We start from the raw sequence: 22,188 nt of genomic DNA on the forward strand, positions 1-22,188 counted from the left end.
GGTCAGCCACCCGACCGGGGGAGCGGCACGGCGGGCGGCCCGTCGAGGCTCGTGGCGAGGCGCTCCCGGCGGCCGAGCATCCGGCGGGCCTGCTGCCGTACGACGGGGTCGGGATCCTCGGTGAGCCGCCGGGCCGTCTCCTCGTACGCGAAGGAGCCGCGGTCGCGCAGCAGCCGCAGGGCGCGGGTCCGTACGTGCGGCGGCCGGTCCGGCCCGGTGAGGCCGAGGAGCTCGTTCTCCGGCAGCCGGTCCGCCCACGGCGCCAGGGCGCGGGCGGCCTCCCTTACGACGCCGGGGGCGGAGTCCTGGAGCAGCGGGAACAGCCGGGCGTGGTCCGCGACCTCGAACGCGCGCAGGCCCGCCACGGCCGAGCTCCGCACGAGCGGCCGCGGGTGCCCGGTCAGCGCCCACAGGACGGGCAGGTCGACCGAGCGCTGCCCGCACTCCGCGAGTCCGAGGGGCGCGCGGCCGTGCACGGTCTCCGGGTCGGCGCAGGCCGCCCGGTAGCGGGCGAGCGGATCGGCGCCGTCCTGCCGGAGCACCCAGCGGGCGCAGGCCCGGACCATGGCCGACCGGTCGTACAGGTACGGCTCCGCCTGCGCGTGCCGCCCGGCCCGGTGCAGCGCGGTGACCCCGGCGGCGCGGATCCGGCCGGTGCGTGCGCCGAGCAGCAGGCCGAGCGTCCCGTCCTGGCAGCCCGCCGCGATCGCGGCGCCGGCGGCCGCGTCCGCCACGGCCGGGTCGGGGTCGGCCGTGGCGAGCCGGACCAGCTCCGGCGGTTCGATCAGGCGCCGGTCCATGGCGGTCCGCAGGGCGAGCCGCCGCGTGGCGCGGTCCCGGTGCAGGAACAAGGGGGTGAGCCGATCCGCGGGGGCCCCGCGCAGCCACTCCTCCAGGAGGGCCGCTCCGGCACCGCCGTGCAGCCGTCCCCGGATCAGCAGGAGCACCGGCGCGGTGGCGGCGAGCGCTGCGGCGTCCGCCGTCGGCAGGGCGGCGGCCAGCACGGCCCGTGCCCTGTCCCGTACCGGGGCGGCCCAGTCGGCGGCGCGCACGGCGACCAGGGGGAGGACGGCGGGCCGGTCGGCGGCCTGGGCGAGCGCGGCCTCGCGGATCCTGCCGTCCGGGTCGCACAGGGCGAGGGCGAGCTCCGCCTCCGTGGGGTGGCGGAAGAGGAGGGCGCGCAGACCGGCGGGGTGCTCGCGCCCGAGCACGCCCTGCCACCCGCCCGGCCGGAGCCGGCCCCGGCGGACCGCCCCGCGCACGTCCTCGTCCAGGTGCGTCCAGGCCTCGGGGCGCCAGGTCTCCAGGGCCCGCGCGAGCCTGTGGCCCCGCCGGAGGCGTCGTATCGCCGCCTCGCGCGGCGGCTCCTCGTCCCACATCAAGCTCGACATGCGCGGAGCCTAGGCAGGGAGCGCCCCTCCCCGCCTGCGGTTTTCCGCCCCGCCGGCACCACCCCCGAGCTCCGTTGACAAAAACATACGGAGATCTGCATAGTTATACCCAGCGCATCGCCGTTCGCCCTGTCGTCGAAGAGCGCCGCGCGGCGTGACCTCGCCTGTTCCCGACTCGTTCAGGCCTCGAAACCACCCTCCAGAGGAGCTACCAGCAGTGAGCAGCAACAACGGTGACGTCCGGCTCTGGGGCGGCCGGTTCGCCGACGGTCCCGCCGAGGCCCTGGCGAAGCTGTCCGCGTCGGTCCACTTCGACTGGCGTCTCGCGCCGTACGACATCGCCGGCTCCCGTGCCCACGCCCGTGTGCTGCACAAGGCCGGGCTGCTGACCGAGGACGAGCTGACCCGCATGCTCGCCGGTCTCGACCAGCTCGAAGCGGACGTGGCCGACGGCTCCTTCGTCGGCACCATCGCCGACGAGGACGTGCACACCGCCCTGGAGCGCGGCCTCCTGGAGCGCCTCGGCAAGGACCTGGGCGGCAAGCTGCGCGCGGGGCGCTCCCGGAACGACCAGGTGGCGACCCTCTTCCGGATGTACCTGAGGGACCACGCCCGGATCATCGGCGGCCTGATCGCCGAGCTCCAGGACGCGCTGGTCGGCCTCGCCGAGGCGCACCCCGACGTCGCCATGCCGGGCCGTACGCACCTCCAGCACGCCCAGCCGGTGCTCTTCGCCCACCACGTCCTGGCCCACGTCCAGTCCCTCTCCCGGGACGCCGAGCGGCTGCGGCAGTGGGACACCCGTACGGCCGTCTCCCCGTACGGCTCCGGCGCGCTCGCCGGCTCCTCGCTCGGGCTCGACCCGGAGGCGGTCGCCAAGGACCTCGGCTTCGAGCGGGGCTCGGCGGGCAACTCGATCGACGGCACGGCCTCGCGCGACTTCGTCGCGGAGTTCGCCTTCATCACGGCGATGATCGGTGTGAACCTCTCCCGGATCGCCGAGGAGATCATCATCTGGAACACGAAGGAGTTCTCCTTCGTGACCCTGCACGACGCCTTCTCCACCGGCTCGTCGATCATGCCGCAGAAGAAGAACCCGGACATCGCCGAGCTGGCCCGGGGCAAGTCCGGCCGGCTCATCGGCAACCTGACGGGCCTGCTGGCCACCCTCAAGGCCCTGCCGCTCGCGTACAACCGGGACCTCCAGGAGGACAAGGAGCCGGTCTTCGACTCCTGCGACCAGCTGGAGGTCCTGCTCCCCGCCTTCACCGGCATGATGGCCACCCTCACGGTCAACCGGGAGCGCATGGAGGAGCTCGCCCCGGCCGGCTTCTCGCTCGCCACCGACATCGCCGAGTGGCTGGTCAAGCAGGGCGTGCCGTTCCGGGTGGCGCACGAGGTGGCCGGCGAGTGCGTGAAGGTCGCCGAGTCGGAGGGCAAGGAGCTGGACGAGCTCACGGACGAGCAGTTCGCCAAGATCTCCGAGCACCTCACCCCCGAGGTCCGTACGGTGCTCAACGTTCCCGGCGCCCTCGCCTCCCGCAACGGCCGGGGCGGCACCGCCCCCTCGGCGGTCGCCGCCCAGCTGGTGGAGATCAAGGCGGACCTGGTCATCCAGCACGCCTGGGCCGACGCCAAGAAGTAGTCCCCGCACGACAGCGCCACCCCAGTGCCGCCGCCTTCCGGTTCCGGAGGGCGGCGGCCTCTTTGTTGCACCGCCGTCCCGAATGAGACGTCAATGTCTCACTCGGTGTATGGTTGTCTCATGTCAGTCGACCGCACCGAGGTGCTCCGCTCCGCCGCAGCCCTGCTCTCCCGCAAAGCGACCGCCACCATGGACGAGGTCGCTCGGGCCGCCGGGATCGGCCGGGCCACCCTGCACCGGCACTTCGCCGGGCGGGACGCACTCGTGCGTGCGCTCGAAGAGCTCGGCATCCAGGAGCTGGAGGCGGCGCTCGAAGCCGCCCGGCTCGACGAGGGGCCCGCCGACGAGGCCGTACGGCGGCTCATCGCCGGCGTGGAGCCCGTCGCGCCGCTGCTGTCCTTCCTCGTCACCGAGAACCAGCTCTTCGAGGGCGACGGCCAGAACGAGGGCTGGGACCGCCTCGACGCCCGGGTCGCCGCCGTCTTCCGGCGCGGCCAGGAAGAGGGCGTCTTCCGGATCGACCTGACCCCCGCCTGGCTGTGCGAGGCCTTCTACGGCCTCATCGGCTCGGGCGCCTGGGCCGTCGCCGACGGCCGGGTCGCCGCCAAGGACTTTCCGTACATGATCGCCGAGCTGCTGCTCGGCGGAGCGCGCAGGAGCGTGGAGAAGTGACCACCGACACCGTCAAGCACGAGAGCCATACCGAGGGCGTCCGCCGTCCCGGCCGGTGGCTCGCCCTCGCCGTGCTCGTCCTGGCCGTGCTGCTCGTGGCCGTCGACGCCACGGTGCTGGGCCTGGCGACCCCCTTCCTCTCCGAGGACCTCCAGCCGTCCGGCACCCAGCTGCTGTGGATCGGCGACGTCTACTCCTTCGTCATCGCCGGTCTGCTGGTCTCCATGGGCAGCCTCGGCGACCGCATCGGCCGCAAGAAGCTGCTGCTCACCGGAGCCGTGGCCTTCGGCGCCGTCTCCGTCCTGAACGCCTACGCGACCAGCCCCGAGATGATGATCGTGGCCCGCGCCCTGCTCGGCGTCGCCGGCGCCACCCTGATGCCGTCCACGCTGGCCCTGATCAGGAACCTCTTCCACGACCCGCGCGAGCGCAGCCTCGCCATCGGCATCTGGGGCGCCATGGCCTCGGCCGGTGCCGCCGTCGGCCCGGTCGTCGGCGGATTCCTCCTCGAGCACCTCTGGTGGGGCTCGGTCTTCCTCATCAACCTGCCCGTCATGGCCGTGCTGGTCCTCGTCGGCGCCAGGCTGATCCCCGAGTCGAAGAATCCGAACCCGGGCCCCTGGGACCTCCCCAGCGTCGGCCTGTCGCTCATCGGCATGATCGGCGTCGTGTACGCCGTCAAGGAGCTGGCCGCCCACGGCGTCACCCTCGACGTGGCCGTCGCCGCGCTCGCCGGCATCGGCGCCCTGACCTGGTTCGTCCGCCGTCAGCTCACCCTGCCGGCGCCGCTCCTGGACATGCGCCTGTTCCGCAACCGCGGCTTCTCCGGCGCCGTCCTCGCCGACCTGCTGACCATCCTCGGCCTGTCCGGCCTGGTGTTCTTCCTGTCCCAGTTCTTCCAGCTGGTCCAGGGCCGCCAGCCGCTGGAGGCCGGCCTCGCCGAACTGCCCGCCGCCGTCGGCGCCGTGACGGCCGGTCTGGTCGCCGGCCACGTCGCCCGCCGGTTCTCCGTACGGTCCGTGGTCACCGCCGGTCTCGCCGCCATCGGTCTCGCCCTCGCGGCCCTGACCGCCATCGGCCAGTCCACCGGCTACCCGCTGCTCGGCGCGAGCCTGCTCGTCGTCGGCGTGGGTGCGGGCTTCGCCTTCACCGTCACCGCCGACGTGATCCTCTCGACCGTCCCCAAGGACCAGGCCGGTGCCGCCTCCGCGGTCTCCGAGACGGCGTACGAGCTGGGCGCGGCGCTCGGCATCGCGGTCCTCGGCTCCATCGTGACCGGCGTCTACCGGGGCTTCACCACCCCGGCCGGCATCCCCTCGGGCACCGCCGCCGCGGCCCACGACTCGCTCGGCGGCGCCGTCGAGGCCTCCGCGGGCCTCGCACCCGCCCAGGCCGAGGCCCTGGTCACGGCCGCCCAGGAGGCCTTCGTCGACGGCCTGCGCATCGCGGCCGGCGTCGGGTCGGCGGTCCTGCTCGCGACCGCGGTCGCGGCCTGGTTCCTGCTGAAGGGCCAGAAGCTGGCCGACGGCGTCGAGCACTGATCCGTACGGCCCCCGCGCCCCTCGGCGACACACGACAGGAGGGCGCCCCCGGTCTCCCGGGGGCGCCCTCCTGTCGTACGTACGAGCCCTACGCCGCTTCCTTCGCCTTCGTGGCGTACATGTCGACGTACTCCTGGCCGGAGAGCCGCATGACCTCCGCCATCACCGAGTCCGTGACCGCCCGCAGCACGTACCGGTCGCGGTCCATGCCGTCGTAGCGGGAGAACTCCATCGGCTCGCCGAAGCGGACCGTGACCCTGCCCGGCCGCGGGAAGCCGGCGCCGCCCGGCTGGAGCTTGTCGGTGCCGATCATGGCGAACGGGACCACCGGGGCGCCGGTCATCAGGGTCAGCCGCGCGATGCCGGTGCGGCCGCGGTAGAGGCGCCCGTCGGGGGAGCGGGTGCCCTCGGGGTAGATGGAGAAGATCTTGCCCTCTTCCAGGACCCGGCGGCCCGTCATCAGCGCGGCCACACCGCCGCGGCCGCCGTCGCGGTCCACCGGGATCATGCCGACGCTCGTGAAGAACCAGGCCATCAGCCGGCCCTTGACGCCCTTGCCCTTCACGTACTCGTCCTTGCCGATGAAGAAGACCTGACGGTCCAGGCAGATCGGCATGATCATCGAGTCGATGAAGGTCAGGTGGTTGCCCGCCAGGATCACCGGACCCGTCCCCGGGACGTTCTCGGCGCCCTCGACGCGGGGGCGGAACATGAGGCGCAGGACCGGCCCAAGAGCTGCCTTCATGAGCGCGAGACGGGACAACGGTTCCTCCGGTGTCGGGGCGGGGCGGGCGTGCGCGGCTCCCTGGAGCCGCTCGTGCAGGTGTGGACGATACTCGCGGGTCACCGACTGTCGCACATCGGGTTCACGGAGTGGATACGCGGTGTTGACGTGTGTTTCCGCCATGTTCTGCCGAGGTCTGCCGCCCGTAGGGCATCTCTGCCTAGCGTCGGGACGTCAGTTGGCAGGTGCGGGACATCACACCGAAAGACCGAAGGAGTGTCATGACACAGGGTGAGCGCAGGACCCCGGCGAGACGAGCGGTCCTCGGCGCGGCGGGCGCGGCCGTCCTCGGCGGCTCGGCCGTCCTGGGCGCCGGCACCGCGCAGGCCGTGCAGTCGGCCGTCGCCGCGGACCCCGGGGCGGACCGGGACCGCGGGCACGGGGGAGGGGGCCGCGGCTACCGCTCGCTGCCCGTCCCCACCGTCATCGGCCACCGCGGCGCCAGTGGCTACCGCCCCGAGCACACGCTGGGCTCCTACCAGCTCGCCCTCGACCTGGGCGCCGACGTCATCGAGCAGGACCTCGTCCCCACCAAGGACGGGCACCTCGTCTGCCGCCACGAGAACGACATCACCGGCACCACCGACGTCGCCGACCACCCCGAGTTCGCCTCCCGCAAGACGACCAAGACCGTCGACGGCGTCGCGCTCACCGGCTGGTTCACCGAGGACTTCACCCTCGCCGAGCTCAAGACCCTGCGGGCCAAGGAGCGGATCCCCGCCACCCGCCAGGAGAACACCCTCTACGACGGGCGCTGGACCGTGCCCACCTTCGAGGAGGTGCTGCGCTGGGCCGAGCGGGAGGGCCGCCGCAGGGGCCGCGAGGTCTGGCTGCACGTCGAGACCAAGCACCCCAGTTACTTCCGCTCCCTCGGCCTCGGCCTGGAGGAGCGGCTCGCCGGGCTGCTCCGCCGCTACGGCCGCCACCGCGCGAACGCGCCCGTCTTCCTGCAGTCCTTCGAGCCCAGCAGCATCCAGCGGCTCGCCCGCCTCGTCGACTGCCCCGGCGTGGTGCTGCTCTCCGGCGCGAACACCCGCCCCTGGGACTTCGTGCAGTCCGGCGACCCGCGCACCGTCGCCGACCTGGTCACGCCCGAGGGCCTGCGCTGGATCGCCTCCTACGCGCAGGGCATCGGCCCGACGCTCGACCTGATCCTGCCCCGTGACGCGAACGGCCGCCTCGGCACCGAGACCACCCTGGTCCGCGACGCCCACGCGGAGGGCCTGATCCTCCACCCCTACACCCAGCGCAACGAGAACACCTTCCTGCCGGCCGAGTACCGGCGGGGCACCGACCCGGCGGCGTACGGCGACGCCTTCGGCGCGCTCAGGCGCTTCTTCCAGACCGGCATCGACGGCATCTTCTCGGACAACGCGGACACCGCACTGCTGGCGGCGGCGGAGTTCCGCGAGCGTTGAGAGGTGGACAGCGGATGTTGGATCCGAGGTCCGGATCCAACATCCTGGATCCAACATCCTGGATCCAACATCCTGGATCCAACATCCCGGATCCGAGGTCCCGGATCCAACATCCCGGATCCAGGATCCGATACCCCGACCGGGTGGTTTCCGCCCGCACGCGCAACCGGGCGCACCCCGCCCCGCATCGTGGCGGGCATGACCTCCCCCGAAACGCTCCTCGCCACGCTCACGCCCCTGCTCGCCGCCGAGTCCCGCGCGGAGGCCCCGGCCGCCGGGATCGAGGCGGGGGACCTCGAACAGGCCGTCTGGCTCCGCCTCCTGGAACGGCTCCAGGAGGACGGCGCCCCCGAGCACCCCGCCGACTGGCTGCGCCGGGCCGTCCGCGCGGAGGCCCGCCGGGCCCGCCGGGCCTCCGCGCGGGAGCGGCCCTACCGGGGCGAACCCGGCCAGGAGCCGCACGGTTCGCCCGAGGGCTCCGCGCTGGTCTCGGAACGGCGGCGCACCGTGCGCGCCGCCGTCCGCCGCACCCCCGGCCACTGCCCCCGACTGCTCACCGCGATGCTCCACCCCGCCGACCCCACCTACCGCGAAATCGCAGGGGCGTTGGGTATCTCACAGGGGAGTCTGGGGCCGATGCGTTCCCGTTGCCTGGGATGCCTGCGCAGAATGCTGGCAGCGGAGGTTCCCCTCCCCGGCGTTCGGGGAAGGGTGCCGTAGACCGACGGCGGACCAGGTGAGCGGGAGGCATGCACACATGGGCATGAGCGTGACCATCTCAGCGGCAGACGCGCAGGACGCGGAGCACATCCTCAAGCTGCAGTACCTCTGCTATCAGCGTGAGGCCGAGATCTACCAGGACTGGTCGATCGAGCCGCTGACCCAGTCGCTCGACGCCCTGCGCGCCGAACTCGTCGAGGGCAAGGGCTTCGTGGCCCGCCTCGGCGAGGAGATCGTCGCCTCCGTGCGCGGCCGGCTCGACGAGGACGGCACCGTGCGGATCGCCAAGCTCATCGTCCACCCGCGCCTGCAGCGCCACGGCCTCGGCGGCCGGCTGCTGGACGCCATCGAGAGCCACTTCGCCGACGAGCCCGCGCCCGCCGCCAAGCGCTTCCGGCTCTTCACCGGCCACCGCAGCGAGGGCAACCTGCGGCTCTACCGCAGCAAGGGCTACGCCCAGGTCGCCACGCGCGAGATCGGCCCGAGCCTCACCCTCGTCACCCTGGAGAAGGCGGCCTGAGCTCCGGGGCCCGAAGCCCCAGGCCTCGGGCCCAGGCCCCGGACCCGAGGTCGTGGCCTCCGGGCCTGCCTCCGGGCAGGCCCCGGGCGCCGTCAGACCGCGGTACGTCAGACCGCGCCACGGGACCGGCGCAGCCACCAGATGCCGGTCAGCGGCAGCAGCACCGGAATGAAGATGTAGCCGTAGCCGTAGTCCGACCACACGGTCGCGTCCGGGAACGCGGACGGCTCGATCAGGGTCCAGGTCCCCACGGTCAGCACGCCCACGAGCTCGGCGGCGCAGCACACCAGCGCCGCCCTGCGGGCCGTCTCCCCGCCCCGTACCAGCGTGTACGTGATGAAGGCGTACACCACCGCGGCGACCGCCGACAGCGAGTACGCGAGCGGCGCCCGGTCGAACTCGGTGGCGATCTGGTAGACCGAGCGGGACACCGCGCCCACCGACATCACGCCGTACAGCCAGACGAGCAGCATGCCGGGGCCCTTGACCAGCCGGCCGGTCCCCTGCTCCTCGGTCTCCGTCGCGGTCATGATCAGCCCACCGTCCAGATGTCGTAGAGACGCACTTCGAGCACGGCGAGCACCACCGCACCGGCCGCCACCGTCGCCGAGCCCCACTTGCTGCGCTCGGTCAGCGACATCAGCCCCGCCGCCGGCACCGCGCACAGCGCGCCCAGCAGATAGGCGACGAAGATCGTCGTGCCCTCCTCCGCCTTCTCGCCGCGGACCAGCTGCACGATCCCGACCACCAGCTGCACCAGGGCGAGGAAGGTCACCACGGCCATGCCGATGAAGTGCCAGTCCTTGGTGGACTGGTTCCGGGTGAAGGCGAAGCCGCACCAGGCGGCGAGGGCGAGCGCGGTCACCGAGACCGCGACCGTCAGGGCGTCAAGCATGCGCCCGAGGGTATTACGCGCCCCATGGCCGGATGCGCTCGCCCCCTGCCCCGGGGAGTCGATCTTCCTGAAGGCACACGGCGAACCCCGGCCGCCGTGGCCTTGGCCACAACCGGCGGCCGGGGCCGCCTCGACGCGGAAGTCCCCGCGGCTCCTCCACCGGACGCATCGGCGCAGGCCACCGACGGCGGAACGGCGCCGCTCGGTGGTGGAGGGGCCGGCTCCGGTCTGTCCGCATACCGTCTCAGCGATGTCCGGTATTCGGACAGCCGCCTGTCGTTCGCACATGTGCATGCTTTACTTGCACCCATGACCACGACGAGCAGCCGCACCCTTGCGACCGAGGCGATCACGACGCCCGGTGCTCGTTGTATGTGTCGAATGTGCGCCATCTGAGGGCCCCCGACCGAGACTCGCGCCCCGAAGCGAGCCCCGACGGCAAGCCGCTCCGCACGCCACCAGGCGTCGGACCGTGCCCGCCCCGCGCACGCGCTGCCTCCCGGCCACCAGCCGCGACAGCGACCGCCTGCGCCTGACTGTCCGAACGACGTATGCCCCGTGCACGGCGGACCCCGCGCCGCGCACTCGACAGTGACGGAAACCCTGTGATCACCACATCGGGCCTGACCAAGGTCTACGAGTCGAGAGGCCGCCAGGTCACCGCCCTGGACGGCGTCGACCTCCACGTCCGCGAGGGCGAGGTCTTCGGCGTGATCGGCCAGAGCGGCGCCGGCAAGTCCTCGCTCATCCGCTGCGTGAACCTCCTGGAGCGCCCCACCTCCGGCACCGTGACGGTCGACGGCGTCGACCTCACCGCCCTCGCGGGCCGCGGCCGCCGCGCCGGCAAGGACCTGCGCCAGGCCCGCAGCCGCATCGGCATGGTCTTCCAGCACTTCAACCTGCTGTCCTCGCGCACCGTCAAGGACAACATCGAGCTCCCGCTGGAGATCCTCGGCGTCTCCGGCGCCGAACGCTCCCGCCGCGCCCTCGAACTCCTCGACCTCGTCGGCCTCGCCGACAAGGCCAAGGCCTACCCCGGCCAGCTCTCCGGCGGCCAGAAGCAGCGCGTCGGCATCGCCCGCGCCCTCGCCGGCGAGCCCAAGGTCCTCCTCTCCGACGAGGCCACCAGCGCCCTCGACCCGGAGACCACCCGCTCCATCCTCCAGCTGCTGCGCGACCTCAACCGGCAGCTCGGCCTCACCGTCCTGCTCATCACGCACGAGATGGACGTGGTCAAGACGATCTGCGACTCGGCCGCGCTGATGCAGAAGGGCCGGATCGTCGAGTCCGGCACGGTCGGCGAACTGCTCGCCACCCCCGGCTCCCAGCTGGCCGCCGAGCTCTTCCCGGTCAGCGGCGCCCCCACCGGCCCCGACCGCACGGTCATCGACGTCACCTTCCACGGCGAGTCCGCGACCCAGCCGGTCATCTCCCAGCTCTCCCGGACCTACAACATCGACATCTCGATCCTCGGGGCGGCGATGGACACCGTCGGCGGGAAGCAGATCGGCCGGATGCGGATCGAGCTCCCCGGGCGGTACGAGGACAACGTCGTCCCGGTCGGCTTCCTGCGCGAGCAGGGCCTCCAGGTCGAGCTCGTGGACGGGGACGCCCACCCGGGCGCCACGCCCGTACTGGTGAAGGAAGGTGCCAAGTGACCTGGAACGAGATGCAGCCGCTGCTGGAGCAGGGCACCGTCGACACCCTCTACATGGTCCTGTGGGCCACCGTCGTCACCGTGCTCGGCGGCCTCCCGCTCGGCATCCTCCTCGTCCTCACCGACAAGGGCGGACTGCTGCAGAACCGGCCGGTGAACAAGGTCGTCGGCGCGATCGTGAACGTGGGCCGCTCGCTGCCCTTCATCATCCTGCTGATCGCCCTGATCCCCTTCACCACCTTCGTCGTCGGCACCTTCATCGGACCGACCGCGATGATCGTGCCGCTCGCCATCGGCGCCATCCCCTTCTTCGCCCGACTCGTCGAGACCGCGATCCGCGAGGTCGACCACGGACTCGTCGAGGCCGTCCAGGCCATGGGCGGCGGCATCCCCACCATCGTCCGCAAGGTCCTGCTCCCGCAGGCCCTGCCCTCCCTGGTCTCCGCCGTCACCACCACCGTGATCGTGCTCATCGGCTACTCCGCGATGGCCGGCGCGGTCGGCGGCGAAGGCCTCGGCTCCAAGGCCGTCACCTACGGATACCAGCGCTTCGACACCACCTTCATGCTGGTCACCGTCGTCGTCCTGGTCGCGATCGTCACCGTCGTCCAGCTCATCGGCGACGGCGTCGTCCGCCTCCTCGCCCGCCGCGGCCGCACCGCGTAACCCGGCCCGGCCCACCCAGACTTCGCAACCCGAAGAACAGTCAGGACTTGTTGTCCAGGCGTCCACCGCTCCACCGGAAAGAGGCACTCTTCGTGCGCACCACCATCAAGCTCACCGCGGGCATCGCCGCCACCACCGCTCTCGCCCTCGGCCTCACCGCCTGCGGCACCTCCTCCGACCCGTCCTCCACCAAGGACTCGGCCGGTTCCGCCGACAAGCCGCTCGTCGTCGCCGCGTCCCCGACGCCGCACGCCGACATCCTCAACTTCGTCAAGGACAAGCTCGCCGCGAAGGAGGGCCTGAAGCTGGAGGTGAAGGAGTTCACGGACTACGTCCTGCCGAACACCGCCACCGAGTCCGGCCAGGTCGACGCCAACTTCTTCCAGCACAAGCCGTACCTCGACGACTTCAACAAGAAGAACAACACCCACATCGTCCCGGTGGTCAACGTCCACCTGGAGCCGCTCGGCCTCTACTCCAAGAGCCTCAAGTCGCTGAAGGACATCAAGGCCGGCCAGACCATCGCCGTCCCCAACGACACCACCAACGAGGGCCGCTCCCTCCACCTGCTCGCCGACAACGGGCTCATCACCCTCAAGGCGGGCGTCGGCACCGACGCCAAGCTCTCCGACATCACCGACAAGAAGGGCCTGGAGTTCAAGGAGCTGGAGGCCGCCACCGTGCCCCGCGCCCTGAACGACGTCGACGCCGCGGTCATCAACGGCAACTACGCCATCGAGGCCAAGCTGGAGCCCGCCAAGGACTCCCTCGCCCTGGAGAAGGCGGAGGGCAACCCGTACGCCAACTTCCTCGCCGTCAAGGAGGGCAACGAGAAGGACGCCCGCGTGCAGAAGCTCGCGAAGCTCCTCAACTCCCCCGAGGTGAAGAAGTACATCGAGGACACCTACAAGGGCTCGGTCATCCCGGCCTTCGGCGCCCCCGCCAAGTAGGCCCCGCAGTACGGTCCCCGACCAGAAGGCCCCGCGCGCCCCGTCCGGCGCACGGGGCCTTCGGCTCACCCGCGTATGCGCGGCGGCGGCCCCATGCTGCATGCTGTGCGTTCACGGTCTTCACGGTATGGAGCGGCGCATGACTTCCACCTTCCCGGACATCTCCATCAGCACGGACCGGTTGGTGCTGCGCCCGTACGAAGAGGCCGACATCCCCGCCTTCGTGGAGATGATGAACGACGAACTCGTCGTCGCCTGGACCTCGGTTCCCCACCCCTACACCGCCGCTGACGCCGAGTCATGGATCCGCAGGATCGCTCCTGCCGAACGGACCGAGGGCCGCGGCATCGTCCTCGCGGTCACCGAGTTCCTCACCCAGCGCCTCGTCGGCACCGTCCACCTCCACCACACCGACTGGCGCACCCGCGCGACCGAGGTCGCCTACGTGACCGCCCCCTGGGCCCGCGGCGAGGGATACGCCACCGAGTCCGTCCTCGCCGTCGCCCAGTGGCTCTTCGGCGACCGCGGCTTCGAACGCCTCGAACTGCGCACCGCCGCCGACAACACCGCCTCCCAGCAGGTCGCCCAGAAGATCGGCTGCATCAGCGAGGGCGTCCTGCGCAACGCCTGGATAGCGCGCAGCCAGACCGAGTCCGGCGAATGGACCGACGTCCGGACCGACCTCATCGTCTGGAGCCTCCTCCCCGAGGACCTGGAGGGCGTCACCGACGAGATGGCCGACGCGGGGTACTCCGTGCTCGCCGACTGGAGCTGAGCCGGGACGTGCCCGGGTAGGCTCGTCCCGCCCCCGACCTGCACACACCCAGGGAGACAGACACAGATGGCCGACCGGGTCACGGTGATCGGCTGGGACGGCTCGCCCCTCACCGCGGCGGCCCGGTCCGCACTGGGCGCGGCCACCCTCGTCGCCGGCGCCGCGCACCACCTCGCCCTCCCCGAAGTGCCGCCGACCGCCGAACGCGTCCGCCTCGGCAGCGTCGAACTCGCCGCCCGCCGGATCGCCGGCCACCGCGGCACCGCCGTCGTCCTGGCCGACGGGGACCCCGGCTTCTTCGGCGTCGTCCGCACCCTGCGCGCCCCCGAGTACGGCCTCGAGGTCGAGGTCGTCCCCGCCGTCTCCTCCGTCGCCGCCGCCTTCGCCCGCGCCGGCATGCCCTGGGACGACGCCCGCATCGTCGTCGCCCACCAGCGCACCCTGCGCCGCGCCGTCAACGTCTGCCGCGCCCACCCCAAGGTCGCCGTCCTCACCTCGCCCGGCGCGGGCCCCGCCGAACTCGCCCTCCTCCTCGACGGAGTGCACCGCACCTTCGTCATCTGCGAGGAGCTCGGCACCGAGCGCGAACAGGTCACCGTCCTCACCTCCGACAAGGCCGCCGACCACGTCTGGCGCGACCCCAACGTCGTCATCGTCATCGGCGGCGCCCCCGCACCCGCCCCCGGCCGCGCCGGCGGCTGGCTGATGGGCGACGACACCCCCGCCGTACGCGGCTGGGGACTGCCCGGCGAGGAGACCGGCGGCCGCACCGGCCAGGACCCCGCGCTGCGCGCCGCGCAACTCGCCCGCCTCGGCCCCCGCGTCGGCGACCTCGTCTGGGACATCGGCTGCGCCGACGGCGCCTTCGCCGTCGAGACCGCCCGTTTCGGCGCCGCCGTCATCGCCGTCGACGCCGACCCCGAGGCCTGCGCCCGCACCGAGTCCGCCGCCCGCCGCGCCGGCGTCCAGCTCCAGGCCGTCCCCGGCCGCGCCCCGCACGTGCTGGAGAGCCTGCCCGAACCCGACGTCGTCCGCATCGGAGGCGGGGGAGCCCCCGTCGTCACCGCCTGCACCGACCGCAGGCCCGAGCGGATCGTCGCGCACGCCGGCACCCGCGACGAGGCGGAGGCGATCGCCGCCGCCCTCACCGACGGCGGCTACACGGTCGAGTGCGGACTCCTGCAGACGGTGGGCCTCGACCCGGCCGACTGGACCGAGCGCGAGCGGACCGTCGTCTTCCTCCTCTGCGGCAGCCGGACCCACCGCTCCCCGTGATCGCGGGACCTGCCGGGGAAGGTAGGCTGGCCGATTGTTGTACCGCACCGGGACGTTCGGCGTTTTGTTCGCCAATGTCCTGAACCAGGGGCCGCTTTGGGCCCCTGATGTGGTACGGAGCACTGGGGGGCCGCGCGACGTGGCGCAGTCCACAGCGAACCGTGGCGGATCCGCCTGCCAGGATGGTCGAAGGCCGGGACAATGCATGGGTGTCCACGCGTCCTTCGTGCCGCGCGGCGCGCACGCTCGTTCTTGTCGACGGGCGCAAGGTCTGAAGGAGCACAACCGATGGGCGAGGGGTACGCAGCATGACGGACACCGGCCAGATCCCGGGCGAGGGGCTGCCGGAGAACGCAGGCATGGTCGAGCAGCCGGGCATCCCCGCCCCGGGCGCGTACACCTTCCTGGACCCCTCCGAGAACGCAGCCGAGGACGACGACCTGCTCCTGATGCCGGGCGCCCAGGGCGCCTGGAGCGAGCACCAGCCCGGCGTCGCGCCCGCTCCGCCGGTCGCCGTGCCCGCCCCGATGCCGCAGGCCGAGCAACTCGTCGACCCGCTGACCGCCCCGCTGGACCAGGTGACCGCGACCCCGGCCCACGGCGTTCCGCTGACCTCGCACGGCACCCCGGCCCACGGCGTGCCCGTCGAGCAGGAGTACGGGTACGAGCCCGGCGTCCTGGACACCGGCGCCCACGAGGCCGCCGGCCGCGACTCCGGCTCCGTCGACCTCGGCGGCGTCCGCGTCCCCCAGCCCGCCGCCGCGACCCCGCCGCCGGCCCGCCGCCCCCTGCACATGGGCCCGCCGGTCTCCGAGGGCGCAGGCCCCGCGGTCCGCTCCCTCGCCGACCGTGGTCCCGCCGCCCCGGCCGCGCAGCCCGTCGCCGCCGTGGCGCCCACCCCGATCCCGGTCCGCACCCCGGGCCCGCCGACGACCGGCCCCGAGTACCTGGACATCCCGCAGGACCAGCAGACCGCCCCGCAGGGCGCCGTGCCGTGGACCGCGCAGCCCCAGGGCCCCGATGCCGTCGCCGCAGAAACGGTCGTCCCTCCGGCCGCCCGCTTCGTCCCGGTCGAGGGCTCGGTCCCGACCGCCCCGCACCTGGCACCGACGCCCCCGGCCGAGCCGGAGCTCCCGGTCGCCGAACAGGCCCCCGAGCAGGCCCCGCTCGCCGAGGCCCCCGAGGAGGCCGCGCTCGACGAGGCCCCCGCCGCCGAGGCCCAGTCCGAGCTCCAGCCCGAGCCCGAGGCGGCGGAGCCCGTCGCGGAGCAGGCCGTCCCGGCTGCCGTCCAGGAGCTCCCGGAGCAGCCGCTCGCGCGGGAGGCGTTCGTCGAGCAGCCGGTGGCCGAACAGCCGGTGGCCGAGGCGCCCGTCGCGGAGCAGCCGGTGGCCGAGCAGCCGCTCGTCGAGGCACCCGTCGCGGAGCAGCCCGTGGCCGAGGCGCCCGTCGTCGAGCAGCCGGACGTAGAGGCGCCCGTCGTCGAGCAGCCGACCGCCGAGGCTCCCTTCGAGGCGCCGGCGTCGGCGCCCGTACCCGTCGAGGCCGCCGTCCCCGCTCCCCGCGCGCCGGAGGCGCAGCCCGTGGCGACCCCCGCTGAGGCGCCCGTCGTGGAGCCCCAGGCGGAGCAGCCCGTCGAGGCGCCGGCCCAGGCCCCCGTCGAGGTCGCGGCCGAGGCCGCGGCCGAGGAGCTCCCGGTCGCCGCCGAGGACGCCCCCGTCCCGGCCCCCGAGACGGTCGAGGCCCCGGTCGCCGAGGCACCGCAGGCGACGGACCCCGAGCCCGAGGCACAGCCGGTGGCCGAGGCGGAGCCCGAGGCCGAGGTGACGGTCGAGCCCGCCGCCGTGGCCGAGCCCGTCCAGGAGCACGAGGGCGCCCCCGCCCCCGGCTACGACGACGCCGAGCGCGAGGCCGTGCTGCGCGTGATGCGCGAGCGCCGGGACATCCGCAACGGCTTCCGCTCCGACCCGATCCCGCACGAGGTGCTGCTGCGCGTCCTGGAGGCGGCCCACACCGCGCCCAGCGTCGGCCACTCGCAGCCCTGGGACTTCGTCGTCATCCGCAGCGCCGAGACCCGCCGCACGATGCACGAGCTCGCCGCCCACCAGCGCGAGGCGTACGCGAAGTCCCTGCCCAAGGGCCGGGCGAAGCAGTTCAAGGAACTGAAGATCGAGGCCATCCTCGACACCCCGGTCAACATCGTCGTGACCGCCGACCCGACCCGGGGCGGCCGCCACACCCTCGGCCGCTACACGCAGCCGCAGATGGCCCCGTACTCCTCGGCCCTCGCCGTCGAGAACCTCTGGCTCGCCGCCCGCGCCGAGGGCCTCGGCGTCGGCTGGGTCAGCTTCTTCGACGAGCGCGAGATGGTCCGCGCCCTCGGCCTGCCCGAGCACCTCGAAGTGGTCGCGTACCTCTGCGTCGGCTACGTCGACGAGTTCCCCGAGGAGCCCGAGCTGATGCAGGCGGGCTGGTCCAAGCGCCGCCCGCTGTCCTGGGTCGTCCACGAGGAGACGTACGGCCGTCGCGCGCTGCCCGGCGAGGAGCCGCACGACCTGCTCCAGGAGACCGTCGCCAACATCCGCCCGCTCGACGCCAAGGCGCTCGGCGAGGCGTGGGAGCGGCAGAAGCGCATGACCAAGCCCGCCGGGGCCCTGGGCATGCTGGAGATCATCGCCGCCCAGCTCTCCGGTCTCTCCCGCGTCTGCCCGCCGCCGATCCCGGAGCCGGCCGCCGTGGCGATCTTCGCCGGCGACCACGGGGTGCACGCCCAGGGCGTCACCGCCTGGCCCCAGGAGGTGACCGGCCAGATGGTCGCGAACTTCCTCGGCGGGGGAGCGGTCTGCAACGCCTTCGCCAACCAAGTCGGCGCCGAGGTCTGCGTGATCGACGTGGGCGTCGCGAGCGAGCTCCCCTCGACCCCCGGCCTGCTGCCCCGCAAGGTCCGGCCCGGCACCGCCGACTTCACCATCGGCCAGGCCATGACCCACGAAGAGGCCGTCGCCGCGATCGAGGTCGGCATCGAGACGGCCCGCGACCTCGTCGCCGCCGGCAACAAGGCACTGCTCACCGGCGAGATGGGCATCGCCAACACCACCGCGTCCGCCGCCCTGATCTCGGTCTACACCGGTGTGGACCCGAACGAGGTCACCGGCCGCGGCACGGGCATCAACGACGAGATGCACGCCCGCAAGGTGGACGTCGTCCGCCGCGCCCTCGACCTGCACAAGCCGGACCCGGCGGACCCGATCGGCGTCCTGGCGGCGGTCGGCGGCCTGGAGCACGCGGCGCTGGTCGGCCTCATCCTGGGCGCGGCCTCGCTGCGCACCCCGGTGATCCTGGACGGCGTCTCCACCGGAGCCGCGGCCCTGGTGGCCCGGGCCATCGCGCCGGAGTCCCTGGCGGCCTGCATCGCCGGCCACCGCAGCGCCGAGCCGGGCCATGTCGCGGCCCTGAACAAGCTGGGCCTGCGTCCGCTGGTCGACCTCGACCTGCGCCTCGGCGAGGGGACGGGCGCGCTCCTGGCCCTCCCGCTGGTGCAGAGCGCGGCCCGCGCGATGCACGAGGTGGCGACCTTCGACTCCGCGGGCGTCACCGAGAAGTAGCGCCGGCCGCGCCACCCGCCCGTACGCCTCCGTCCCCCACCCCCTCCCCGGGGCGTGGGGGACGGAGGCGTACGGGAGATCCGTCACAGCGTGACAAGCCCTGGTCACCGATATCGTTGGTGCCCTCACGCACCGCCCTCCGAGGAGCCGCCCGCACATGGCCGACCACGCCGACCCCGCCGAGCACCCCGCCTACCCCGTCGGACTGCGCCTTACGGGCCGCCGCGTCGTCGTGCTCGGCGGTGGTCAGGTCGCCCAGCGCAGGCTTCCGGCGCTGGTCGCCGCGGGCGCCGACGTCACGCTGATCTCCCCCTCCGCGACCCCCTCCGTCGAGGCGATGGCCGAGGCGGGCGAGATCACCTGGATCAAGCGCCGCTACCAGGAGGGCGACCTCGCCGACACCTGGTACGCCCTGGTCGCCACCACCGACGCCGCCGCCAACGCCGCCGCCTCCGCCGAGGCCGAGCGGAGCAGGACCTGGTGCGTCCGCGCGGACGACGCCGAGGCCGCCACCGCCTGGACCCCGGCCACCGGCCGCAGCGAGGGCGTCACCGTCGCCGTGCTCACCGGCCCCGTCGGCCACGACCCGCGCCGCTCCGCCGCCGTGCGCGACGCCATCGTCGAGGGCCTGCGGGACGGCTCGATCGCCGCTCCGGCCCAGCGCGCCCGCGCCCCCTTCGTCGCCCTGGTCGGCGGCGGCCCCGGCGACCCGGACCTGATCACGGTCCGCGGCCGCCGCCTGCTCGCCGAGGCCGATGTCGTGATCGCGGACCGCCTCGGCCCCCGCGACCTGCTGGACGAGCTGCCGCCGCACGTCGAGGTGATCGACGCGGCGAAGATCCCGTACGGCCGCTTCATGGCCCAGGAGGCCATCAACAACGCGCTGATCGAGCACGCCAAGGCGGGCAAGTCGGTCGTCCGGCTCAAGGGCGGCGACCCGTTCGTCTTCGGCCGCGGCATGGAGGAGGCCCAGGCGCTGGCCGCCGAGGGCATCGCCTGCACGGTCGTCCCGGGCATCTCCAGCTCGATCTCGGTCCCGGGCGCCGCGGGCATCCCGGTCACCCACCGCGGCGTCGCCCACGAGTTCACCGTGGTCAGCGGCCATGTCGCCCCCGACGACCCGCGCTCCCTCGTCGACTGGGCCTCCCTGGCCAAGCTGACCGGGACCCTCGTGATCCTCATGGGCGTCGACAAGATCGACAAGATCGCCGAGGCGCTGATCGCCCACGGCAAGTCCCCGGACACGCCCCTCGCCCTGGTCCAGGAGGGCACCACCGCGGCCCAGCGCCGCGTGGACGCCACGCTGGCGACGGTCGCGGAGGCGGTGCTGACCCACGAGGTCCGCCCGCCGGCGGTGATCGTCATCGGCGACGTGGTCGCCGAGAGCCCGACCAAGCCCGCGAAGTAGCCCGCACGCCCCACGCACCCGCGCGCCCCACGCACCCACGCACCCGCGCGCCCCACGCACCCGCGCACCCGCACCCCGCGCGCCCCCGCGCATTGGCACCACACCCCGGACAAGGCAGTATCACCCCGTGGCCGAACTCATCACGATCGACGACCCCGACGACCCCCGCCTGAGCGACTACACCGGACTGACCGACGTGGAGCTCCGCCGCAGGCGCGAGCCCGCCGAGGGCCTGTTCATCGCCGAGGGCGAGAAAGTCATCCGCCGTGCCAAGCAGGCGGGGTACGAGATGCGCTCGATGCTGCTCTCCGCCAAGTGGGTCGACGTCATGAGGGACGTCATCGACGAGGTCCCGGCGCCCGTGTACGCGGTCCAGCCGGACCTCGCGGAGCGGGTGACGGGCTACCACGTGCACCGTGGCGCGCTCGCCTCGATGCAGCGCAAGCCGCTCCCGGACGCGGCGGAACTCCTGAGCACGGCCCGCCGGGTCGCGATCATGGAGTCCGTCAACGACCACACCAACATCGGCGCCATCTTCCGCAGCGCCGCCGCGCTCGGCATGGACGCGGTGCTGCTCTCCCCGGACTGCGCGGACCCGCTCTACCGCCGCTCGGTGAAGGTCTCGATGGGCGCGGTCTTCTCCGTCCCGTACGCGCGTCTCGACACCTGGCCGCGCGGCCTGGAGACGGTCCGCGAGGCGGGCTTCAAGGTGCTGGCGCTCACCCCCGCCGACCGTGCCACCTCCATCGACGACGCGGCCCCGCACCGGCTCGACCGGGTGGCGCTGATGCTGGGCGCCGAGGGCGAGGGCCTGTCGACGCAGGCGCTGCGCGCCGCCGACGAGTGGGTACGCATTCCGATGGCCCACGGCGTGGACTCGCTGAACGTGGGCGCGGCCGCGGCGGTCGCCTTCTACGCGGTCACGAGCGGCCGCCCCCGGGACTGACCCCCGGGGGCCCGCGCCGCACGGCCGGCTGCCCGAGCCCCGGCCCGGCCGCAGGACCGCCGCTGCCCAGGGCGGGCAGCCCTAGCCCTGCAGGGCCTGCGCGGCGGCGATCCCCAGGGCCACGACCAGCGTCACCACGACGAAGACGAAGAGCCGCTGCCGCAGCAGCCGCGGGTTGGCCGGCCGCCGTCCGGTCGACGTGCTGCGCGCGCCCGGCCGGGTCCCCGGCCGGGACTGCGGGGCCCGGGAGCCCCCGCCGGTGCGCGAGGCGGACGGCCGCGCCGCGCCGCCCCGCCCCTGCGTCCCGGTCGGGCGCTCACCGCGCTCGCCGGACCGCTCGGTGGCCCGGTCGACGTGCCGCTCGGAACCGGTGGCGGTGCCCCGCCGCTCCCCGGAGCGCTCGGTGTAGCGCTCCGTGGGCCGGGCGCCCGGCCGCGCCGCGGGGCGCTCCTCGGCCCGCTCCCGCTGCCCGGGCGGCCGCGGCGCCGCCGGCAGCCCCTGGGCCTCCCGGGCGGCGATCTCCTTGAGCCGCATGGACAGCTGCAGGGTGCTGGGACGTTCCTCCGGGTCCTTCGCGAGGCAGGCCCGGACGAGCGGCGCCAGCGCGTCGGGCACGCCGTGCAGCTGGGGCTCCTCGTGCACCACGCGGTAGAGCATGACCTCGGAGCTGCCGTGCCCGAACGGGGAGTCGCCCATCGCCGCGTACGCCAGGGTCGCGCCCAGCGAGAAGACGTCGGTCGCGGCCGTGACGGGCGCCCCGCGCACCTGCTCGGGCGCGAGGAAGCCGGGGGAGCCGACCGCGGTCCCGACGTGGGTGAGCGTGCTGGCCCCGGTCGCCCAGGCGATGCCGAAGTCGATGATGCGGGGGCCCTTGGGCGACAGCAGGATGTTGGAGGGCTTCAGGTCCCGGTGGACGACCCCCGCCTCGTGCACGGCGACGAGCCCCTCGGAGAGCGCGGCGCCGATCGCGGCCACGTCGGCGGCCCGCAGAGAGCCCTCCTCGGCGACCCGGTCGTGGAGCGAGGGGCCGGGCACGTACTGGGTGGCGAACCAGGGCCGCTCGGCCTCCAGGTCCGCGGCGACGAGCCGGGCCGTGCAGCCGCCCCGGATCCGCCGCGCGGCGGACACCTCGCGGGCGAAACGGGAGCGGAACTCCTGGTCCTCGGCCAGGTCGGGCCGGATGACCTTCAGCGCCACCCGCTGCCCGCGCCGGTCGGACCCGAGGTACACGACCCCCATCCCGCCGGCCCCGAGCCTGCGGTGGAGCCGGAACGACCCGACGATCCGCGGGTCCTCGCGCCGGAGCCGCATCATCGCCATGTC

At 73.7% G+C, this 22,188-nt stretch carries 19 protein-coding genes; 14 read left to right on the forward strand and 5 right to left on the reverse strand.

The genetic code is table 11. The features are described 5' to 3' along the window. Positions 1-2: 2 nt before the first annotated feature. Entirely contained in the window at positions 3-1,391 is a 1,389-nt protein-coding gene (locus ACH414_RS25320; RefSeq protein WP_382548550.1) for a hypothetical protein, read from the reverse strand. A gap of 217 nt (positions 1,392-1,608) precedes the next feature. On the opposite strand from ACH414_RS25320, the gene argH reads away from it, so the two are divergent. From argH to ACH414_RS25335, 3 genes are all read left to right on the forward strand, one after another. Then, on the forward strand, positions 1,609-3,036 hold the full coding sequence (gene argH, locus ACH414_RS25325) for an argininosuccinate lyase (protein ID WP_382548548.1): 1,428 nt from the start codon (positions 1,609-1,611) through the stop codon (positions 3,034-3,036). Between the two features lie 120 nt (positions 3,037-3,156). Continuing rightward, on the forward strand, positions 3,157-3,708 hold the full coding sequence (locus ACH414_RS25330; protein WP_382548546.1) for a TetR/AcrR family transcriptional regulator: 552 nt from the start codon (positions 3,157-3,159) through the stop codon (positions 3,706-3,708). Next, positions 3,705-5,249, forward strand: a complete 1,545-nt coding sequence (locus ACH414_RS25335; protein WP_398943450.1) for an MFS transporter — start codon at positions 3,705-3,707, stop codon at positions 5,247-5,249. Before ACH414_RS25330 ends, ACH414_RS25335 begins: the two co-directional genes overlap by 4 nt. A gap of 88 nt (positions 5,250-5,337) precedes the next feature. Here the strand turns inward: ACH414_RS25335 and ACH414_RS25340 are convergent, their stop codons facing one another. Further along, positions 5,338-6,012: a lysophospholipid acyltransferase family protein gene (locus ACH414_RS25340; protein WP_382548542.1), complete on the reverse strand. Its 675-nt coding sequence runs from the start codon at positions 6,010-6,012 to the stop codon at positions 5,338-5,340. Positions 6,013-6,254: 242 nt separating this feature from the next. Between ACH414_RS25340 and ACH414_RS25345 the strand changes: the two genes are divergently transcribed. The 3 genes from ACH414_RS25345 to ACH414_RS25355 all read left to right on the forward strand — a co-directional run bounded on the left by ACH414_RS25345 (position 6,255) and on the right by ACH414_RS25355 (position 8,691). Continuing rightward, positions 6,255-7,451: a glycerophosphodiester phosphodiesterase gene (locus tag ACH414_RS25345; protein ID WP_386566370.1), complete on the forward strand. Its 1,197-nt coding sequence runs from the start codon at positions 6,255-6,257 to the stop codon at positions 7,449-7,451. A 198-nt stretch (positions 7,452-7,649) separates the two neighbouring features. Beyond that, positions 7,650-8,171 carry a sigma-70 family RNA polymerase sigma factor gene (locus tag ACH414_RS25350; protein WP_382548538.1) on the forward strand — a complete coding sequence of 174 codons (522 nt, stop codon included), beginning with the start codon at positions 7,650-7,652 and terminating at the stop codon, positions 8,169-8,171. Positions 8,172-8,208: 37 nt separating this feature from the next. Further along, positions 8,209-8,691 carry a GNAT family N-acetyltransferase gene (locus ACH414_RS25355; protein ID WP_382548536.1) on the forward strand — a complete coding sequence of 161 codons (483 nt, stop codon included), beginning with the start codon at positions 8,209-8,211 and terminating at the stop codon, positions 8,689-8,691. Positions 8,692-8,798: 107 nt separating this feature from the next. On the opposite strand, the gene ACH414_RS25360 is transcribed toward ACH414_RS25355, so the two are convergent. Both ACH414_RS25360 and ACH414_RS25365 read right to left on the reverse strand, forming a co-directional pair. Further along, on the reverse strand, positions 8,799-9,221 hold the full coding sequence (locus ACH414_RS25360) for a hypothetical protein (protein WP_382548534.1): 423 nt from the start codon (positions 9,219-9,221) through the stop codon (positions 8,799-8,801). A gap of 2 nt (positions 9,222-9,223) precedes the next feature. Then, positions 9,224-9,586 carry a hypothetical protein gene (locus ACH414_RS25365; RefSeq protein ID WP_382548532.1) on the reverse strand — a complete coding sequence of 121 codons (363 nt, stop codon included), beginning with the start codon at positions 9,584-9,586 and terminating at the stop codon, positions 9,224-9,226. A gap of 605 nt (positions 9,587-10,191) precedes the next feature. Between ACH414_RS25365 and ACH414_RS25370 the strand changes: the two genes are divergently transcribed. From ACH414_RS25370 to ACH414_RS25405, 8 genes are all read left to right on the forward strand, one after another. Further along, positions 10,192-11,244: a methionine ABC transporter ATP-binding protein gene (locus tag ACH414_RS25370; RefSeq protein ID WP_382548530.1), complete on the forward strand. Its 1,053-nt coding sequence runs from the start codon at positions 10,192-10,194 to the stop codon at positions 11,242-11,244. Next, the gene (locus tag ACH414_RS25375; RefSeq protein ID WP_382548528.1) at positions 11,241-11,909 is read left to right on the forward strand and encodes a methionine ABC transporter permease; all 669 of its coding nucleotides are present in this window, start codon (positions 11,241-11,243) and stop codon (positions 11,907-11,909) included. The genes ACH414_RS25370 and ACH414_RS25375 overlap by 4 nt, the downstream gene beginning before the upstream one ends. A 92-nt stretch (positions 11,910-12,001) precedes the next feature. Continuing rightward, a complete protein-coding gene (locus ACH414_RS25380; protein WP_386566363.1) occupies positions 12,002-12,859 on the forward strand; it encodes a MetQ/NlpA family ABC transporter substrate-binding protein in 858 nt (285 codons plus the stop codon). Between the two features lie 127 nt (positions 12,860-12,986). After that, complete coding sequence (locus tag ACH414_RS25385) at positions 12,987-13,634, forward strand: GNAT family N-acetyltransferase (RefSeq protein ID WP_382548524.1); 648 nt, start codon at positions 12,987-12,989, stop codon at positions 13,632-13,634. A 66-nt stretch (positions 13,635-13,700) separates the two neighbouring features. Next, positions 13,701-14,909 (forward strand): precorrin-6y C5,15-methyltransferase (decarboxylating) subunit CbiE, encoded by a 1,209-nt coding sequence (gene cbiE, locus ACH414_RS25390; protein ID WP_382548522.1) that lies wholly within the window; start codon positions 13,701-13,703, stop codon positions 14,907-14,909. A 308-nt stretch (positions 14,910-15,217) separates the two neighbouring features. Next, positions 15,218-18,511 (forward strand): nicotinate-nucleotide--dimethylbenzimidazole phosphoribosyltransferase, encoded by a 3,294-nt coding sequence (gene cobT, locus ACH414_RS25395; RefSeq protein WP_398943456.1) that lies wholly within the window; start codon positions 15,218-15,220, stop codon positions 18,509-18,511. 157 nt (positions 18,512-18,668) lie between these two features. Then, positions 18,669-19,919 (forward strand): uroporphyrinogen-III C-methyltransferase, encoded by a 1,251-nt coding sequence (gene cobA, locus ACH414_RS25400; RefSeq protein WP_398943457.1) that lies wholly within the window; start codon positions 18,669-18,671, stop codon positions 19,917-19,919. 127 nt (positions 19,920-20,046) lie between these two features. Beyond that, the gene (locus tag ACH414_RS25405; protein WP_391769944.1) at positions 20,047-20,865 is read left to right on the forward strand and encodes a TrmH family RNA methyltransferase; all 819 of its coding nucleotides are present in this window, start codon (positions 20,047-20,049) and stop codon (positions 20,863-20,865) included. Positions 20,866-20,946: 81 nt separating this feature from the next. Here the strand turns inward: ACH414_RS25405 and ACH414_RS25410 are convergent, their stop codons facing one another. Then, the gene (locus ACH414_RS25410) at positions 20,947-22,185 is read right to left on the reverse strand and encodes a protein kinase (RefSeq protein WP_382548514.1); all 1,239 of its coding nucleotides are present in this window, start codon (positions 22,183-22,185) and stop codon (positions 20,947-20,949) included. Positions 22,186-22,188 lie beyond the last annotated feature (3 nt).

Origin of the sequence: Streptomyces sp. NPDC020422 (assembly GCF_044386705.1) — a bacterium.
Lineage (GTDB): Bacteria > Actinomycetota > Actinomycetes > Streptomycetales > Streptomycetaceae > Streptomyces.

Bases quoted from the DNA above. Each gene is read 5' to 3' on its own strand.
- ACH414_RS25330 (WP_382548546.1), top strand. From the start codon at position 3,157: ATGTCAGTCGACCGCACCGAGGTGCTCCGCTCCGCCGCAGCCCTGCTC.
- ACH414_RS25410 (WP_382548514.1), bottom strand. From the start codon at position 22,185: ATGGCGATGATGCGGCTCCGGCGCGAGGACCCGCGGATCGTCGGGTCG.
- ACH414_RS25365 (WP_382548532.1), bottom strand. From the start codon at position 9,586: ATGCTTGACGCCCTGACGGTCGCGGTCTCGGTGACCGCGCTCGCCCTC.
- cobA (WP_398943457.1), top strand. From the start codon at position 18,669: ATGGCCGACCACGCCGACCCCGCCGAGCACCCCGCCTACCCCGTCGGA.
- cobT (WP_398943456.1), top strand. From the start codon at position 15,218: ATGACGGACACCGGCCAGATCCCGGGCGAGGGGCTGCCGGAGAACGCA.
- ACH414_RS25345 (WP_386566370.1), top strand. From the start codon at position 6,255: ATGACACAGGGTGAGCGCAGGACCCCGGCGAGACGAGCGGTCCTCGGC.
- ACH414_RS25355 (WP_382548536.1), top strand. From the start codon at position 8,209: ATGGGCATGAGCGTGACCATCTCAGCGGCAGACGCGCAGGACGCGGAG.
- ACH414_RS25360 (WP_382548534.1), bottom strand. From the start codon at position 9,221: ATGACCGCGACGGAGACCGAGGAGCAGGGGACCGGCCGGCTGGTCAAG.
- cbiE (WP_382548522.1), top strand. From the start codon at position 13,701: ATGGCCGACCGGGTCACGGTGATCGGCTGGGACGGCTCGCCCCTCACC.
- ACH414_RS25320 (WP_382548550.1), bottom strand. From the start codon at position 1,391: ATGTCGAGCTTGATGTGGGACGAGGAGCCGCCGCGCGAGGCGGCGATA.
- ACH414_RS25350 (WP_382548538.1), top strand. From the start codon at position 7,650: ATGACCTCCCCCGAAACGCTCCTCGCCACGCTCACGCCCCTGCTCGCC.
- ACH414_RS25385 (WP_382548524.1), top strand. From the start codon at position 12,987: ATGGAGCGGCGCATGACTTCCACCTTCCCGGACATCTCCATCAGCACG.